Here is a 17,918-nt window from a genome sequence, read left to right as displayed (position 1 = left end):
TTTCTAATTTCATACGTAAAAAAAGCGGGCAATTAAGTGTTTTTTTGTTGAATATGGAGGCGATAAAGGGTTGAAATAAGAAAGAAGCAGCATCCAAATAGATGCTGCTTCTTTCTATTCTATTTCTAAATCAACAATTAAGTAGGCAAGTATAACGATGAAAAAAATGCTAACAGATGGCGCTGTTAATACGTGACCAGACATAAAGCCAATGCCAAGTGATAGGATGAGTGTACTAGATAATAGCATATATTTTACAGTTATAATTTTCTTAAAGTTTGTGATCATACGGATGAATAGTTTAATACCGAAGTATAGAAGTGGTATTAAGTAAATAAGGAAACCGATAATTCCAAAGGCGAAAAATAGGTCATGGAAGTCCATTTCAATTAATTTAATTTTAACTGTGTAGTTACCAGCGTAACCCATTCCAAAAAGTTTTTGTGAGAGCGGTGCTTCTTTATAGTATTGTTTGTATACTTTTAAGAATTTGTCCCGATCACTATAAATTAAACTCTTCACTTCAGAGTCTGTTAGTTCACCTTTTGCGTGTTTTTTTGCATCCTCTGGATTTTCTTTAATTACTTTTCCTTCTTTTTTATCCTGTTCTTCTTGTACTGATTTTTTGTATTCGTATATTTGCATGTGGATTCCCATATTTTTTGCGATAGGAGTATGCGGTGTAAGAACAATTAAACCTCCTAGTACAACTGCTGCAACGATGGTGTTTATAAGATATGTGAATCCTTTTTTTTCTTTTTTACGGTTTATCATATATTCAATGAACGAGAAGAAAAGTGCTACGCCTAATGTTAGCACAATTGCACCATATCCAACTTTTGTTCCGACCATAATACTTGCATACATCGCAAGTATTGTTGGAATCCAGTAATATATTTTCGAGAAAGAAGTTGTTTTATAAATCGAATATAAGACAACGATTGGGAACATAATCGCGAAGAGAGCACTTAAATCATTTCCAGCAAAGAACCAACCTCTTGAGCCAATTTTTGAGTGAGGATAGCTTGGGAAATCAGTGCCAGTTTGCATTGCGATAATCATTGTGATGCTTAAAATTAAAGTTGCATATAAGAAATATGTAATGATTTTATGAAACACATATTCTTTATTTTTTAGCTCTTTAAAGACGATAATATATCCAAACAGTAGCACAATTGGATATATGCTCTTTAAAATAAATTTAACTTCTTCTCCAAATGAAACTGGAGATTTAACCATCATATTATTTACAAGACCGATTGCCAGTGCAATTCCGAGTAAACATAAATAGAGCATGTACTTTTTCGCGCCTTGTTGTTTATGATGAAGAAGTAGATAACCTAATGCAAGAAGCATAAAGGCGAAACGGACTACGATTCCGACTGTTGCGCTCATGTGTAATATATAGATTGAAAAAGACGTTAATAAATCTAAAATTGGTTGAAACACGATGAATAGCAGTAGGAAATGCGGGAAGTAGTTATCCGTCTGTTTTAACTTAGTAACCATATGTTCCTCCATTTCTTCATTCCTTTATTTCAGCACCCCTCTATATAATAGGAAGGGGAATGAATTTCTATATTTAATTTTTATATCAGACTTAAGAATACACCATTTTATTGTAATGGTAAATAGATGAAGAGCCGGGATAAACCGACTTTAATTTCTATATTTTTCAACGAAATTGTATGTTTTATGCAAGGTGGTGATATACAAATTACGAGATTATTAGACAGAAAATTAAGAAAAAAGAAGGGTTTTTCACATCCTTTCTATAATTATATAAGTATAATCTTTGTGTAGAAAAGAGGGGTATATATAATGGAAGTAACAAGTAAAACAGAATCTGTCATTGTGAAATATGAAGGGCACGTTGCAACGGTTATGGTCAATCGCCCAGAGGTGTTAAATGCATTAGATGAGCCAACGTTAAAAGAGTTATTACAAAAGCTGAAAGAAGTAGCGGAGAGTTCTGCACACATTGTTGTGTTATGCGGGAACGGCCGTGGTTTTTCTGCGGGTGGAGATATTAAATCGATGCTTTCAAGTAATGATGAAAGCAAGTTTGATGGTATTATGAATACTATTTCTGAAGTCGTTGTGACTTTATATACGATGCCAAAGCTCGTTATTAGTGCGATTCATGGACCAACTGCTGGCCTTGGATTAAGCATTGCGCTAACAGCTGACTATGTGATGGCAGATATATCATCCATTATTGCGATGAACTTTATTGGAATCGCTTTAATTCCCGATGGCGGCGGCCATTTCTTCCTTCAAAAGCGCGTTGGTGAAAATATGACGAAGCAAATTATTTGGGAAGGAAAGAAATTATCAGCGAGCGAAGCGCTTGATATCGGCTTAATTGATGAAGTAATTGGCGAAGATTTCCAAACGGCTGTGAAGCAAAAAATTAGTGAATGGTCACAAAAGCCAATCAAAGCGATGATTCAAACGAAGCAAATTTTATGTGAAGTAAATCGCTCCAATTTAGAACAAACATTGCAGCTTGAAAAACGCGGTCAATATGCGATGAGACAAACAGCGGATCATAAAGAAGGCATTGCTGCATTTTTAGAAAAACGTTTGCCAGCATTTAAAGGAGAATAAAGTGTAGTAATAGTTTTACTAACGGTTAATTTAAGGTAAAGGGGAGAAAGTGCTAACACATTTTAGTATAATTGTGTTAGCACTTTTTTTAGGAGTAATATATGAAGAAAATTATTGGTGTTATCGTTATTATTTTACTTACATATTATGCTTTGCATAGTACACCATCTCTTGCGGTACGAACTGCACTATTCTTTGAAGGGCATCCAATTGTTGCTTTCTCAGGTGAAGTGGAGAAAGAACGGGATGTGAAAAAAGAGGCGATTCCTGATGAGTACCAAACCTTATATGGCGATAAGAAAGAAGAACCAGAGCATTATTTCTTTCCGGCAGTAAGGGCACACGGATCAGGAATTGATATGTTAAGTGCTTGTGTGAAAAAAGAGTGGTTATTTTATAAGGCAGAGCTCGGCTGCTATTAAACATAGGAGGATGAATGATGTCAGCATATAACAAGTTAGTAAGAGATCGTGTTCCAGAGAAGATTTTAATGTCTGGAAAAACATATACGGCACAAAAATTAACAGGACAAGCATACATACAAGCTTTAGCAAAAATTGGAACAGAAGAAATTCGTGAATTTGCTTCTATGAAAGAGCGCGAACATGCGCTTGATTCTCTTGCGGATGCACTGGAAGTAATCATCTCATTAGCGCGTGCAGAAGGTGCAACAATTGAAGATGTAGAACGTCTTCGTAAGCAAAAAGAAATAGAGCGCGGTGGGTTTGAAAGAGGTATTTACTTGTTGGATGTTTCAGAAGAATAGATTTATAGAAAACATAGTGTTCATGAATAACGCTATGTTTTTTGTTAAAGTGAATTTTACTATAATTTAGAAAATTAAGCTATATGAGTAGAGGATTTATAGTAAATTCGGTATACTAAATAATAGGGAAAATGAGGAGGAAATAACAATGGCACATCATACGAAAGAAACGATGGAATTGATTAAGGAGCTTGTCTCTATTCCAAGTCCGTCTGGAAATACAGAGAAAATCATTCGTTTTATTGAAAACTATGTAAGTGAGTGGAATGTAGAAACGAAGCGTAACAATAAAGGCGCTCTTATTTTAACGGTAAAAGGGAAAAATGATGCACAGCACCGTTTATTAACAGCACACGTTGATACGTTAGGTGCGATGGTAAAAGAAATTAAGCCAGATGGTCGTCTGAGTCTTTCTATGATTGGCGGATTTCGCTGGAACTCTGTAGAAGGGGAATATTGTGAAATTGAAACATCAAGTGGTAAGACGTATACAGGAACGATTTTAATGCATCAAACGTCTGTACATGTATATAAAGATGCAGGTGAGGCGAAACGCGATGAGAAAAATATTGAGGTTCGCATTGATGAGCGCGTATTTTCAGCTGATGAAGTACGTGAATTAGGAATTGAAGTAGGAGACTTCGTTTCATTTGATCCGCGCGTTCAAATTACAGAGAGTGGATACATAAAATCACGTCATTTAGATGACAAAGTAAGTGTTGCGATTCTATTAAAATTAATTAAGCGATTACAAGATGAAAACGTAACATTACCATATACAACTCATTTCTTAATTTCTAACAATGAAGAGATTGGATACGGTGGTAACTCTAACATTCCAGAAGAAACGGTTGAATATTTAGCGGTTGATATGGGAGCGCTAGGTGATGGACAAGCATCTGACGAGTATACAGTATCTATTTGTGCAAAAGACTCTAGTGGTCCGTATCATTATGCACTACGTAAACATTTAGTAGAGCTTGCGAAAACGAACAATATTGAATATAAAGTAGATATTTATCCGTACTATGGATCGGATGCATCAGCTGCAATTCGCGCTGGATTTGATGTGAAGCATGCATTAATTGGAGCAGGTATTGATTCTTCTCATGCATTTGAGCGTACACATGAAAGTTCGATTGCTCATACAGAAGCACTTGTTTATGCATATGTATTATCAGAGATGATTGCAGAATAAGAAAAGAAATAGGCTACCTCTAGTAGCCTATTTTTTGTGTGCAGAGAAATCGACTTTATTTAACAAAGAGTAAATTAATTGTAATTTATTTTACAATATTAAGAAAGTAGGTTTACTACATAATTCGAGTATTATAAAATAATAGAGGCGCACTAATTTTTTTTGTTTGGATTTGCTGAAATTTATATATTAAGATTACGCGTTATTAAAAGATGATTGTCGAGAGGAGTATTATTTTTTATGAAGTATCGTGCAGTCGCGGCAGGTATTTTAGCCGCAAGTTTATTATCGTCTCCAGTAAGTAGTTTCGCAGCAACGAAGAAGTTTTCGGATGTTCCTACATGGGCGCAACAATCAGTTGATTATTTAGTAGGAAAAAAGGCGCTTGATGGAAAGCCAGATGGAACGTTTTCTCCATCTGAAGCAGTAGATAGAGGGTCAGCTGCAAAGATTTTAGCAGTCGTTCTTGGTTTACCAATTGATCCAAAAGCAAAGCCATCTTTTAAAGATGCACAAAACCATTGGGCAGCTCCGTACATTGCTGCAGTGGAAAAAGCAGGTGTAATTAATGGAGATGGTACTGGTAAATTTAATCCATCAAGCCAAATTAACCGTGCATCTATGGCATCTATGTTAGTACAAGCATACTCATTAGATAAGAAAATTATTGGAGAACTTCCAACACAGTTTAAAGATTTGGAACCTCATTGGGGTAAGAAACAAGCTAATATTTTAGTAGCTTTAGAGATTTCTAAAGGTACGGGAAATGGCTGGGAGCCTGAAGGAACTGTAACTCGTGCAGAAGCAGCTCAGTTTATTGCGATGGCTGATCAAAATAAAACAGATACATCAAAAAGAATGTATATGAACAGAAACTTTATTACATATCATCAACCATCATTATCATCTGGTATTACTGATGTTCAGCATAAGCCACAAATGGTTGTAGTGAAAGAACAAAGAGCAGACGGCTGGTTAAAAATTGTAACAAGTAAAGGTGAGAAGTGGACACCTCTAACAGAAAAAACAGAAACGATTAATGAAGGATTTACTACTTATGAAACAGCTTCACATAGTTCTAAAGTGCTAGGTACATATAATGCACAAACAGTAACGGTTATGGAAGAGAGTGGAAGTTGGATTCGTATCCGCGTAGGCGCTGGTTTCCAATGGGTTGATAAAAATCAATTAAACCCAGTAAAACAAGAGAACTTCTTAGAAGGTAAAGCAATTATTATTGATCCAGGTCACGGTGGAATTGACTCGGGTAATGTTGGTTATTACGAGAAAGAAAGTCAAATCGTATTAGATACATCTTTACGATTACAAAAACTATTTGAGAAAAAGACACCATTTACTGTTAAGTTAACACGTACGAACGATACACGCCCAGGAGTAGATTCTAGTGATTCTTTAAGAAAAAGAGTAGAATTTGCTAATGAAAATAAGGGTGATATTTTCGTAAGTATTCACGGTAACGGTTCGGATGAAAAAAATGGACACGGTACAGAAACATTCTATTATGCAGCAGCACCGACAAGATCAACGAATCCACATACGGAAGACAGTCGCTTATTAGCAGAAAAAATTCAAAAACGCCTTGTAGCAGCACTTGGGACATATGACCGTGGTGTGAAAAAGGATAATTGGTACGTAATAAAATATAATACAATGCCAGCTGTATTAGCAGAATTAGCATTTGTAGATAATAAGAATGATGCAAATAAACTCGCTACATCAGCACAGAAACAAAGTGCAGCAGAAGCAATTTATCAAGGTATTTTAGACTATTACGAAGCAAAGGGTAATAACGTATCTTCTTTCCGTTAATACATTAAAAGAGATTGCCAATAGGCAGTCTCTTTTATTTATTAACGTTTCTCTTTATTTCAGGCATGTGATATCATTTAATTTTATATAAGAAAGTATTGTAATTATAACGATATAGAGGATGATCATAGATTGAATAATCATAGGAAAACACCTGCATGTATATATACGTATGCATTTCGTGAGGAGGAGCGTGCTTTATGTTACTTGGAAATGCGCTCGTTCTTTGGAATGGAGTCCCACGTTAATATTTTGAAAAGTGATGTCAAAATTGACCCGAGTAGAAGTCCTTTTATGAAAGAGCGCGTTGAGGTTATGTATGAAGGAGACGACTTAGAAAGTATTTTGGAACAAGTAAAGGAAATTGAATTAGGAGAAATGACGTTTAAAGTTATCTTCGTGAAAATCAATGATCTTGAGGGAGAAAATAAAATAGAGTATGCGGAAAGACGCATCATTGAACGACGTATTGGAGATTGTATTGATGCGGAAGCAGATGTGCGCAATCCAGAGCGTACTTTTGGTATTGTTCCATTAGGCGGACGTTGGTATTTTGGACATTATGTAGAGAGTAAGCCAGTTTGGTACCATCATATAAAAAAACCACGTAGCTATTCGACATCTCTTAGCACACGCGTTGCAAGATCCGTTGCAAATATTGCGGTGCCAAATCCAGAGGGAGTAAGAGCGATTGATCCGTGCTGTGGCATTGGAACGGTTGTAGTAGAAGCTCTTTCGATGGGAATTAACATCGTTGGTAGAGATATAAGCCCGCTCGTTGCGATTGGAGCGAGAGAAAATATTGCACACTTCGGATTCGATGGGAAGATAACGAAAGGCCCAATCGAGGAGATTACGGATAATTACGACGTCGCAATTATCGACATGCCATATGACTTATTTACGCACGCAACACCAGAAAATCAGCTCTCCATTCTTTCAAGCGCGCGCCGCATTGCTAAAAAGGTAGTCGTTGTTACAATGGAAACAATGGACGATATGATTCATGAAGCAGGATTTGAAATTACAGATCACTGCACTACAAAAAAAGGAACATTTTCTAGACAAATTCTTGTTTGTGAATAAGGAAGAAAGGTCACCCGTTTGGGTGACCTTTTTTTATGGTGGTTTGATGTGTGATTGGTTGGTGGAATGGAGGAGGGATTTGGCGAAAATTGTCGGTAAGTCGATATTCCATGTCGAATCGTCGATAAATTTAAAAAATCGCCGATATATTGTGTGAAATCGCTGATATATTCCGAGAATCGTCGATATCGTTACATTAGTATATTACTGTTCTTTTAATTTCTCTTGTTGTGCAAGTAGTAAATTGCGCAAGATGTGTCCGCGGTAACTTTCTAGTTTGCGTCCTTCATGATAACGTACGCCTAATTTTTTTAGTTCAGCTACGTACCAGCCTTTTGTTCCGTAGTACATTGGATCACTTCCTTTTTGCTTTTGAACAGTATATGTTGGGGATGGAAGTAACTTTCCAGTGAAAATAATAAGCCTGGCTGTATCAAGTGGTTCCATAAAATAGCTTCTGGATCGTGTATAAAAAAATAGACAGTAGTGTATGCTTTTTTAAACAATGTATACAAATTTATACCCTATGCGTTGGCATGATATTTGCAATAAAAAGAGTATCAACATAAAGGGGAGAGATGGAAATGAAGGTTAGTAAAGTGTATACGACAATTGATGCTCACGTAGCTGGGGAACCACTTCGAATTATTACAGGAGGCGTGCCAGAAATAAAGGGAGAAACGCAGCTAGAAAGACGTGCATATTGCATAGAACATTTGGATCATCTTCGCGAGGTTCTTATGTATGAACCGAGAGGACATCACGGTATGTACGGTTGTATTATTACTCCGCCTGCGAGTGCTCACGCTGATTTTGGTGTGTTATTTATGCACAATGAAGGATGGAGTACGATGTGTGGACACGGCATTATCGCTGTTATTACAGTCGGAATTGAGACAGGTATGTTTGAAGTGACAGGTGAGAAACAAAATTTCATTATTGATAGCCCTGCTGGGGAAGTCATTGCGTACGCAACATATAGGGGGAGTGAAGTAGAGTCCGTATCATTTGAAAACGTTCCTTCATTTGTATACAAAAAAGACGTTCCTATTAAAATAGATGACTATGAGTTTCAAGTAGATATCGCATTTGGCGGAGCTTTTTACGCTGTTGTGGATAGTAAAGAATTTAGTTTGAAAGTTGATTTTAAAGACTTAGGGTAATGCTGACGTTAAGTTTTACGTCGGGAAATCTGCCTATTCCACTGATACATGGTGTATTACTGCGAAAAATGGGATGGAAGATTATCTTTTCCTGATGCTAAAATCTATTACGCCAGAACTTAATGTGAAGTTCTTCCAGGGGACAGGGCTAAAACATTTGCAAAAGCCCCTTCTTAAAAATAGAAAGATTTATATTCCATCCGAACAGGAAGTAGAATTATTTAACAGAAAAATACAGCCAATGTTTAACTTAATTGCCAGTAATACAAGAGAAAATCAAAATTTAATGGATCTTAGAGACTGGCTACTACCACAATTGATGAATGAGCAAGCCATAGTTGAAAACTAGGCTGTGAAACCATATTTTAACACTTGGATATATAGTTATACTTCCAAAAAGGACTTCATTTTAAGAAGTCCTTTTTGGAGTTGACTGCAACAAGGACTTCTTAAAATGAAGGGGTTTCCAAACTAAACACCTCAGGGCCTCCTGGTTCCCTCCATTGGTTCTTATGACTGGAATATGAAAGGGATGAATTGCTAAGTTATGGTGGAAAGATGTTGATTTAGAAAAAGGACATTTAACCATTAACCAAACATTAAGTCATGATGGGAAGACGTTCTTGCTTAGAGAAAAGATATAATCAAGTTTTAAAATACTACTAACCGCATCAACAGTTGCGAGGTTAAAAAAGCATAGAGTAACCGTGTTGAAAGAGAAGCTGAATCAAGGTGAGGAATACTAAGAAAATGCCTTAGCGATGTGAAATAATTGTATACAAGGTGAATTACTAGTGAAGAACGAGAGATAGAGGTGAGTTGATTTGATTTGTATGATGAGCAGAATATAAGCACACCATCTTATGCACTCTAAGCGAATTTTCATAAGGAATATAATATACGGTATTTATAGCGGTATTAGTACCTACATTTATATACAAGAACAGTTAAAAATACTTGTGTCGAGGTCTTAGAATTTTCTCTAAGTATTTTTAATTTGTATCCTTTATAAGGGCTGCTATTTTCGATAAGGATATCGATGCAAATAAATCCATACTAATATATAGTTTTGTTTAGGAGATTTATTAAGGTTTGGCGATGTAAAAGCAAAAATTCTTATCTAGTAAATAAGTGGAAATGTTGGTAGAATGGAAGTAAAAGGTAGGGGTGAAAAACAGAAAAAATTAAGGTTTGAAATATGCAATTGTATTATTTAGCAGTAGGAAATTAACAAAATGACAGTAAAGAGAATTGCGGAGATAAAAAATAAGTAGAGCAACTATATATAGTGATCAAAGAACAGAATGATGTAACCGGCAAATCAAATAATCATAAAATAAAGCACTTACAACAAGTGTCTTTTTCTTTTTTATTCAAGGTATTAATTATTATGGAAGTTGTAAAATGTAAAATAATATTCTAGTATCTGGATTTTTTGTAAAAAATAATTATATTTTCTATTATAGGAAATATATCCTTATTAAGGATGATGATTAATAAGGATACACAAAAAAGGATATAAATATCACTTTATTTCAATTAAGGAAAATTGATAAGTAAAAAATAAACTATATAAGTATAGGAGGGATAAAATGATTTTTAAAGAAAATTCAGCCCCGATAATACTCATGTTTTTAGGAGTATTACTTGGTATAGGGTTTTATAACTTTGACAATTTTCAGCTCAATGTAATTAATATCGGTGCATTTTTCCTTACTGTTTCATGTGTGAATCAAGGTTCTGTAACAAGTAAAATGAACGATCATACTATAAAGTTTTTTAGAAAAATTAATGTTTTAATTGGAATTTTAATGATAATCACTGCTTTTTTAGCAAGTGGTTTTAAATATTATGATGTATTAGAAGGTTTGATAAATAAAGTGGATACAAATGCTTTATTGCTTATTGGTATTGCTATAACTTTATGGTCATTTAAAACAAGTGATGTATATAGTGTAAATGCATTGATGAAAGAAAAGAAAAAAGCCGAAGTAAATCATAAGAAATATTTAAAAGAAGCAGAGGAAAAATTAAAATTCCAAGAAGGAAAAATGAAATATCAAGAAAAAAATAGGTGTTTGAAGGAACATAATATTGAATTAGTTAAGTACTTAGAAGAAGCTACAAAAACAGTAGAGAAATTACAAGAAGAATTGGAAAAGAGGAAGAATAATGGCGAATAGATACAAATTCACTTTGATACAAGATAAAAATGAGCATCTGAAATCTTGGAGGGTTACCGATTTTGTCGATAAAATCTCTTTTTTAAACTATAAAAAAGAAATAATAAATGAAATTCATAGATTACTAGATAATGGTGTAAAAAGCCATCAGATAATTATTTTTGATAAATCCTTTAGTATTCATAAAAGATATGAATATTTAGGGAAACATAATTTAAAATCAGAAACAGGGGTGAAAAACTTATACCATCTAGGGAAACCTATCTCTCTGTATCCGAATAAGAGGGTATATGCAATTTATAATGTATTTGAAGTGTTTTCTAAATTGTATACAGCCTTTAATGCAGAAGGAATAATCTTAAAGAAAGATGAATTACATGAGTTTATTAATGAAGCAATAGATAATATCACAAATGAAGATATTAGTATCGAAAAGTTGAAAAAGTACATTAATGTTTCTTTAAAACGAGTTAAAGATAAAAAGAGGTATGAAACATTACACAAAAAGTGTGAGGACCTTTTTGAGAGATTAGAAAAGAAAAATATTAAAGTAAATAATGAAATTGATGAATATATTTTAATGGAAAATCTTCTTAAAGATAACTCTTTAAAAGAGAGTACTTTGGAGAAACAAGAAAGATATAATAATCTCAAGAAGAAATACATAGATAAATTTGGTAGTTTATTTATAAATAGTACGAGACCTATAGTAGCAGTCATTAATGAAGAATTAAATTGTATTGACATTTTGGGAGTAAACTTTATCAAACGGAATTCTTTCGATGAAAGACAGGTAGATTTAAAGGAAGTAAAGCATAATAGTCCTTTTACAATTTGTTTTTTTGCAGGATATGCATTATTAAATTTAATTCATCAAGTATATGCAAATAAATTGGATAAACAAAAATTGGAAGATGATTATTCGGATGAAGAATTGGAAGATTTAGAAGCTGAATATGCAGATGAAAATGATATTTTGGAAAATGATTCTACAAATAATGCAGATGAATTGCGAATACAAGTTATCGAAAATTGGAAAAAAACTAAGTTGGAATTAGAATCTATTATGCAAGAGCAAGAGCAAGAGCAAGAGCAAGAGCAAGAACTTGTTGTTAGCACTGTAATACAAAATTCATTAGTTAGTATTGAAACTAAGATTGAAGGAGCATTACAGAAAAACTTTGAAGCAAATGGATTTATGAATGGTACATTAGGTGTGGAAATAGCAGATTAATTTTATTGAAGTGCTCTTAAACTAATCTGGAATATTAATGAAATTTATATCATAGAGATACTCTAATAGATGACTATTTCGTTGGGAATATAGTAAATTTAATTAAAATTTTTTCAAGACAAATGAAATGATTCAACTAGTTCATACAAAGAGTCTTTTAGTATAAAAGGTAGCGCATATGAGCTTAGTCATACAATCACATTTTAAAACTGTGGGCACCCATAACAGGTGTCTTTTTCCTTTGAAATTGGGGTGTTTGATGAAATATAACGACTTATGCAGTCAATTAAGGAGTATTTTAAAAACATTGCCGTATAAGGGAGAAGAAAATAATGTTTATATAAGAAAAAATTAACGGCCCCCACACCTGCCAACTTACAACAAACTAATCCGAGACAAAATCCCACAAATCATAAAAGCTAACGGAAAAACACCCACAACAAGAATCCTATCCCAAGACGAATACATAAAAGAACTCTGCAAAAAAACACAAGAAGAACTAACCGAATATCTAGAAGCAAATACTAAAGAACATAAACTAGAAGAACTATCAGACCTACTAGAACTAATAAACGCCCTAGCCGAACACGAAGGCTCAACACTAGAAGAAATCAACAACATCCGTAAAAGAAAGCAGAAGAACGAGGTGGCTTCTCAAATCGAGTCTTCCTAATCGAAGTAACCGATAACTAGCCCCTCCTAAGCCCCTTACAAGCCCCTACCAAGTAATAAATCACTAAGAAAAAACATAACAAAACAAAAACACCAACAAACAACGTAGTAGGAGTCGAAAAAAATTTTGAAATAACACGCCAAAAACCTGGCCCTCCTTCCTATATATAGTACAAAGAGGAAATTTTCATTTTTGAATTAGGACGGGAGGAATTAGGATGGCGGTGTATCGTACTGTGCAGGTGAATTTTTGGCAGGATGATTTTGTTTTGGATTTGACGCCGGAGGAGCGGTATTTTTATGTTTACTTATTAACTTGTTCGAAGACGACGCAGTGCGGGATTTTTCCTTTTCCGAAGCGGTTAGCTGAGATGGAGACTGGTTATAATCGGGAGACTGTTGATAAGCTTGTGCAGCGCTTTGTTGATTATGGGAAGATTCTTTATGATGCGGATACGCGGGAGTTATTCGTTTTGAATTGGCTTCGTTATAATCCGGTGACGAATACGAATGTAGAGAAGTGTGTGCTTCGTGAGCTGAAGGGTGTGAAGAATAAGGAGTTTGTACATATGTTTCTTCAGAAGTGCGTAGAGGAGGAGCTGAATGTTCCGATGCTTTTAGCGCATTTCGGTATGCCTGGTGATTTGGCTATGGATGATGTAGAGCCGGCTTGTGAGGAGGCAGAGGAAGAAGAGGAAGAAGAGGAAGAAGAGGTTGTTCAGGAAGAGACGGGAAGTAAGGTGTTCACGTTTTATGAGCAACATTTTGGTAGTTTGTCTCCTTTTACGGTGGAGGAATTGAATGCATGGATGAATGATTTGTCAGAGGAGCTGGTGCTGAAGGCTCTTCAAATTTCGTATGAGAATAAAAATCGGAAGATGGCTTATGTGAAGGGGATTTTGCGTGGTTGGTACGGGAAAGGGTTTACGAAAGTGTCTGAGGTTGAGGCGGATGCTGCGAATTTCCGGAAGAAGGGGTCGTCTGTTAGTACGGTGGAGACGGAGGAGTTTTTGGCGAGGTGTGAGGAGTGGGAGAAGAATACGCCGTCTGAGGAAGAGTTGCAGCGCTTTTTAGCGGAACGCGGGTGGCGTCCATGAGTATTCAAAATGTGGAGGCGGAAAAGACGGTGTTAGGCTCTCTATTACTTGATGGAGAGCTTATTAAGGAGTGCCGTTTGACGGAGCAGTATTTTTCTATGCCGGTGCATAAGTCTATATTTCAGTTAATGCGAAAGATGGAAGATGAGGGGCAACCGATTGATCTTGTGACGTTCACTTCTAGAGTGGATCCGAAGTTTTTGAAGGGGATCGGGGGAATGGAGTATTTTATAGGGTTAATGGATGGTGTGCCTACTACTAGCAACTTCTCATATTATGAGGGGCTTGTTCGAGGTGCCTGGAAAATGTATCAGGCGGGTGTTCTTGGGCACAAGATGGGAGAGCGTCTTATTGCAGAGAAGAGTGAGAAAATTATTGGTGAGACGATTACGGCACTTTGTGAGTTAGAGGAGAAGGACTGTGTATGTGAGTTTGATTTGAAGGATGCGCTAGTTGATTTATATGAAGAGCTTCATCAAGATGCGAAAGAGATTACTGGTATTGAGACGGGTTATACATCGCTAAATAAAATGACGTGCGGATTGCAGGAAGGAGATTTTGTCGTTCTCGGTGCTCGTCCTTCGATGGGGAAGACAGCGTTTGCGCTAAATGTTGGACTGCATGCGGCGAAGTCTGGCGCGGCGGTTGGGTTGTTTTCGTTAGAGATGAGTAGTAAGCAATTATTGAAAAGGGTAGCTTCTTGCGTAGGTGAAGTGTCAGGAGGTAGGCTGAAAAATCCGAAGCATCGTTTTGCGATGGAAGACTGGGAAAGGGTGAGTAAGGCGTTTGCGGAGATTGGTGAGTTACCTCTTGAGATTTACGACAATGCAGGGGTTACGGTGCAAGATATTTGGATGCAAACTCGTAAGTTAAAGAGGAAGCACGGTGATAAAAAGATTTTAATTATTGTAGATTATTTGCAGCTTATTACGGGCGATCCGAAGCATAAGGGCAATCGTTTTCAAGAGATTAGTGAGATTTCTCGTAAACTTAAGTTATTAGCACGTGAGTTAAATGTTTGTGTAGTAGCATTGTCGCAATTGTCTCGTTCTGTAGAGTCGCGTCAAGATAAGCGTCCTCTTTTATCTGATTTAAGAGAGACAGGGCAAATTGAGCAAGATGCGGATGTTATTATGCTTATGTATCGCGAAGATTATTACGATAAGGAAACGAAGCAGAAAGAGATGACGGAGATTCATGTGGCGAAGCATCGGAATGGACCTGTGGGGAGTTTTAATTTGAGATTTATGAAGGAGTTTGGTCGGTTTGTGGAGGGGAAGAAATAGTTGGAGAGGAAGTTTATGTTAGGAAAAAGTTACATTGTCGCAATTGTCTCGTTCTGTAGAGTCGCGTCAAGATAAGCGTCCTCTTTTATCTGATTTAAGAGAGACAGGGCAAATTGAGCAAGATGCGGATGTCATTATGCTTATGTATCGTGAGGATTATTATGATAAGGAAACGATGCAGAAAGAGATGACGGAGATTCATGTGGCGAAGCATCGGAATGGGCCTGTGGGGAGTTTTAAGCTGCGGTTTATGAAGGAGTTTGGGCGGTTTGTGGAGGGGAAGAAATAGTTGGAGAGGAAGTTTATGTTAGGAAAAAGTTACGTATGATTTTAGTGGGATTCAAATTGTAAAAAGACACCTTAAGGTGCCTTTTTACAATTTGAATCCTCTATATTTTATAGCGTAATAGTTAACCTTCTTTGCCAGTTGTTTGTACATTGGATATCTCTTTTTTAGATAAAATAAAGCTTGCGATTGAAATTAAAATGGCTAATCCAGCCATATAGTAGCCATTCGCAGCCCCATCTATATTTGATGTTCCAAAATTAACCATCCGATTGAGTTCATATATTAATATGATGCTCAGTATCGTACTTGCAAGGTGGAGGATTGGTTTATAAGTTTTCATCCACCCAAAATATATGTGTGCGAGACCGAGTATAGGAAGTACAAAGAATAATTTAAATAAAGGAAAGCGACTAAACCCCATAAGTTCTGAAGGTGAAAATAAAAATGCTCCGGTATTGTACCATGCTGAAAAGAAACTGAATAATAGCAAGACACCACATATTATTTGTAAAATATTTTTATTCGTTGCATACTGCATAATAACTCACCCTTTCTCGTTTTGTTTGTCTCCATTATTTATATTACGAACTAGATTGATTTAGATAACTACTTTTTAAATAAAAAAACAGAAAATTAAATAAATAATAATTTAAACTTATAAATATAAATGAGATAATACAATGAAAAAAATATTTGATAGGGGGAAGTTTATGGGGGATTACTCGAATAAGTCAGATGAAGAGCTAGAACGGCTATATTACGAAGGGAATACAAGTGCAAGTCGAGAAGCAGAAAATAAGTTATATGACAGAGGGTATACACTAGATCCTGATAGCGATACATGGGATGTAGGATCGAATCAAAACGATACTCATTCAGTTGGGATTCCAATACCTACTGGACAATGGACATTTTTTTTAGTTTTAGCTATTTTAATAGCCGGTTTAATAGCTTTTTTCATCGGTGGATTTCTTGTTATTGCGTATGCGGTTGAATACGCTACATATATTTATATAGGATTTGTTATATCATTTATACTCATGTATGTAACGAAAGCTAATTCTAGATTTATGAATTTTTTATTCTATTTAGGGTGTTTAGCTCTGGCCACTAGGTTATTTACTAATGTTATTGAACTGTTTGAAAATGTAGATTATGTCACTTTTATAATGAGAGATACTGATGGATTGGGGGTTATTATTAAATATGGAATTATATATATTATATACGCAGCTATTATCCCCTTATTGTTAATGAAGGTAATAACGGCAATTGTAAGAAAAACAAACTTAAAATCTAATAATAAAAATTCTACATTAAATGTTTAAAAAAGAGGTGTCACATAGTTATAAGGTGACACCTCTTTTATTTGATCTAAGAGAAACAGGACAAATTGAGCAAGATGCGGATGTCATTATGCTTATGTATCGCGAAGATTATTACGATAAGGAAACGGTGCAGAAAGAGATGACGGAAATTCATGTGGCGAAGCATCGGAATGGGCCTGTGGGAATTTTTAAGCTGCGGTTTTTGAAGGAGTTTGGGAGGTTTGTGGAGGGGAAATAGTGAAAAGACTTGAGTATTACTTTGCATATAAAATAAAGCATAAGTTTTCCACTGTATTCACTTATGCTTTATTTTTTGAATATGTTCCTTATTTCCCCATAAAGAAAGATCGTCTCTCCGCAGTAATCCACTGCTCCAAGTCATCTTGGCTACGTCGGACAAGTCGATTCACTAAAACATCATGCCATACATAATCCTCTAATAAGTATATATGAACGGGGTCATCTGTATAAAAAGCAATATTACGCTCTTCAAGTGATGGTCCATAAATCATTTCTTTAGAATCTATTGATAAAATAAACCAATGCTCTGTAGACAGGGTTTCTGTATAAGTTGTTATACGATGGGCTTCTAGATTTTTAATAGGATTTTCAACATGCAAGGTAATGCCTTGTACTGTTACTTTATCAGCTACCTCAGCTAGATCCTCTTTTAACGCTTCATACATTTCATCCCACATCGAAATGACAATACGTCGTTCAGCTTTTTTTATTAATGTTTGACAGTAGCTAATGATTGTTTGATTGTCTTTTAAAGTAATCACTCGATTATCCGTTTTTTCCTCAGAAGTTTCTAGTTTTTTTAATGAATCACTAATTCCTTCATAAGTAGACTGCCATTCTGATTGAGCCTTCTGTAAAAAGATTTCAACAGGTAGAGGTGAATAGCGAGTGGTGTCATTTATTTCTTCTTTCATGACAATTCCTTTTTCTACAAGGTTACCTAAAATCTCATAAATTCGCGCTCTTGGGACACCCGAATCTTTACTCACTTGATAGGCTGTGACAGGCCCTTGTTTCACAAGAGATACATAAGATTTAGCTTCATATTCATTAAAACCAATTTTTTTAAGCTGTTGCACTATGTAGTCCACTTTTTCGTCCTCCGATGTTTGCTGTTATATTTCAACGTTACAATAACTCTTTACATTTAGCAAA

The 17,918-nt window shown here is 35.4% G+C and carries 17 protein-coding genes and 4 pseudogenes; 17 read left to right on the top strand and 4 right to left on the bottom strand.

All coding sequences use genetic code 11. The features are described from left to right. Positions 1–114: 114 nt before the first annotated feature. Positions 115–1,509 carry an O-antigen ligase family protein gene (locus RCJ96_RS10255; RefSeq protein WP_242304052.1) on the bottom strand — a complete coding sequence of 465 codons (1,395 nt, stop codon included), beginning with the start codon at positions 1,507–1,509 and terminating at the stop codon, positions 115–117. Positions 1,510–1,821: 312 nt separating this feature from the next. On the opposite strand from RCJ96_RS10255, the gene RCJ96_RS10250 reads away from it, so the two are divergent. From RCJ96_RS10250 to RCJ96_RS10225, 6 genes are all read left to right on the top strand, one after another. Next, the gene (locus tag RCJ96_RS10250) at positions 1,822–2,610 is read left to right on the top strand and encodes an enoyl-CoA hydratase (RefSeq protein WP_000454170.1); all 789 of its coding nucleotides are present in this window, start codon (positions 1,822–1,824) and stop codon (positions 2,608–2,610) included. Positions 2,611–2,711: 101 nt separating this feature from the next. Continuing rightward, entirely contained in the window at positions 2,712–3,032 is a 321-nt protein-coding gene (locus RCJ96_RS10245) for a hypothetical protein (RefSeq protein WP_000720155.1), read from the top strand. Positions 3,033–3,049: 17 nt separating this feature from the next. Beyond that, positions 3,050–3,376 (top strand): nucleoside triphosphate pyrophosphohydrolase, encoded by a 327-nt coding sequence (locus RCJ96_RS10240; protein WP_001277353.1) that lies wholly within the window; start codon positions 3,050–3,052, stop codon positions 3,374–3,376. Positions 3,377–3,524: 148 nt separating this feature from the next. Next, positions 3,525–4,574, top strand: coding sequence for a M42 family metallopeptidase (locus RCJ96_RS10235; protein WP_000930097.1), 1,050 nt, complete (start codon positions 3,525–3,527; stop codon positions 4,572–4,574). Positions 4,575–4,814: 240 nt separating this feature from the next. Next, positions 4,815–6,404: an N-acetylmuramoyl-L-alanine amidase gene (locus RCJ96_RS10230; RefSeq protein ID WP_074607472.1), complete on the top strand. Its 1,590-nt coding sequence runs from the start codon at positions 4,815–4,817 to the stop codon at positions 6,402–6,404. 132 nt (positions 6,405–6,536) lie between these two features. Continuing rightward, a complete protein-coding gene (locus RCJ96_RS10225) occupies positions 6,537–7,490 on the top strand; it encodes a TRM11 family SAM-dependent methyltransferase (RefSeq protein WP_416504265.1) in 954 nt (317 codons plus the stop codon). A 204-nt stretch (positions 7,491–7,694) separates the two neighbouring features. Here RCJ96_RS10225 and RCJ96_RS10220 read toward each other — a convergent pair whose 3' ends face one another. Then, a complete protein-coding gene (locus RCJ96_RS10220; protein WP_242304049.1) occupies positions 7,695–7,937 on the bottom strand; it encodes a YflJ family protein in 243 nt (80 codons plus the stop codon). Between the two features lie 131 nt (positions 7,938–8,068). Between RCJ96_RS10220 and RCJ96_RS10215 the strand changes: the two are divergent. The 9 genes and pseudogenes from RCJ96_RS10215 to RCJ96_RS10175 form a co-directional block, all read left to right on the top strand. Continuing rightward, a pseudogene (locus tag RCJ96_RS10215) lies at positions 8,069–8,647 on the top strand (proline racemase family protein); the annotation flags it as partial. Positions 8,648–8,678: 31 nt separating this feature from the next. After that, positions 8,679–9,002 (top strand): annotated as a pseudogene (locus RCJ96_RS10210) (restriction endonuclease subunit S); the annotation flags it as partial. A gap of 196 nt (positions 9,003–9,198) precedes the next feature. Then, positions 9,199–9,396 (top strand): annotated as a pseudogene (locus RCJ96_RS10205) (site-specific integrase); the annotation flags it as partial. An 849-nt stretch (positions 9,397–10,245) separates the two neighbouring features. Further along, entirely contained in the window at positions 10,246–10,836 is a 591-nt protein-coding gene (locus tag RCJ96_RS10200) for a hypothetical protein (protein WP_446699780.1), read from the top strand. Further along, positions 10,826–12,070 (top strand): hypothetical protein, encoded by a 1,245-nt coding sequence (locus RCJ96_RS10195; protein WP_446699779.1) that lies wholly within the window; start codon positions 10,826–10,828, stop codon positions 12,068–12,070. Before RCJ96_RS10200 ends, RCJ96_RS10195 begins: the two co-directional genes overlap by 11 nt. Before the next feature lie 367 nt (positions 12,071–12,437). Further along, positions 12,438–12,763: pseudogene (locus RCJ96_RS10190) on the top strand (nucleoside triphosphate pyrophosphohydrolase). A gap of 197 nt (positions 12,764–12,960) precedes the next feature. Continuing rightward, the gene (locus RCJ96_RS10185) at positions 12,961–13,839 is read left to right on the top strand and encodes a DnaD domain-containing protein (protein WP_446699778.1); all 879 of its coding nucleotides are present in this window, start codon (positions 12,961–12,963) and stop codon (positions 13,837–13,839) included. Continuing rightward, a complete protein-coding gene (gene dnaB, locus RCJ96_RS10180; RefSeq protein WP_446699777.1) occupies positions 13,836–15,125 on the top strand; it encodes a replicative DNA helicase in 1,290 nt (429 codons plus the stop codon). The genes RCJ96_RS10185 and dnaB overlap by 4 nt, the downstream gene beginning before the upstream one ends. A 34-nt stretch (positions 15,126–15,159) precedes the next feature. Further along, complete coding sequence (locus RCJ96_RS10175) at positions 15,160–15,414, top strand: DnaB-like helicase C-terminal domain-containing protein (RefSeq protein WP_446699776.1); 255 nt, start codon at positions 15,160–15,162, stop codon at positions 15,412–15,414. 121 nt (positions 15,415–15,535) lie between these two features. Here RCJ96_RS10175 and RCJ96_RS10170 read toward each other — a convergent pair whose 3' ends face one another. Continuing rightward, entirely contained in the window at positions 15,536–15,952 is a 417-nt protein-coding gene (locus tag RCJ96_RS10170; protein ID WP_446699775.1) for a hypothetical protein, read from the bottom strand. Positions 15,953–16,124: 172 nt separating this feature from the next. Here RCJ96_RS10170 and RCJ96_RS10165 point away from each other — a divergent pair, with 172 nt between their 5' ends. Further along, on the top strand, positions 16,125–16,742 hold the full coding sequence (locus RCJ96_RS10165; RefSeq protein WP_000503173.1) for a hypothetical protein: 618 nt from the start codon (positions 16,125–16,127) through the stop codon (positions 16,740–16,742). 7 nt (positions 16,743–16,749) lie between these two features. Beyond that, complete coding sequence (locus RCJ96_RS10160; protein ID WP_446699787.1) at positions 16,750–16,980, top strand: DnaB-like helicase C-terminal domain-containing protein; 231 nt, start codon at positions 16,750–16,752, stop codon at positions 16,978–16,980. An 88-nt stretch (positions 16,981–17,068) separates the two neighbouring features. Here the strand turns inward: RCJ96_RS10160 and RCJ96_RS10155 are convergent, their stop codons facing one another. Then, positions 17,069–17,854: a TrmB family transcriptional regulator gene (locus RCJ96_RS10155; protein WP_000384608.1), complete on the bottom strand. Its 786-nt coding sequence runs from the start codon at positions 17,852–17,854 to the stop codon at positions 17,069–17,071. Positions 17,855–17,918 lie beyond the last annotated feature (64 nt).

This window comes from Bacillus sp. BSL6, from assembly GCF_052928345.1.
Note: the sequence above shows the minus strand (reverse complement) of the source record. Positions and strands in the feature narration are given on the sequence as shown.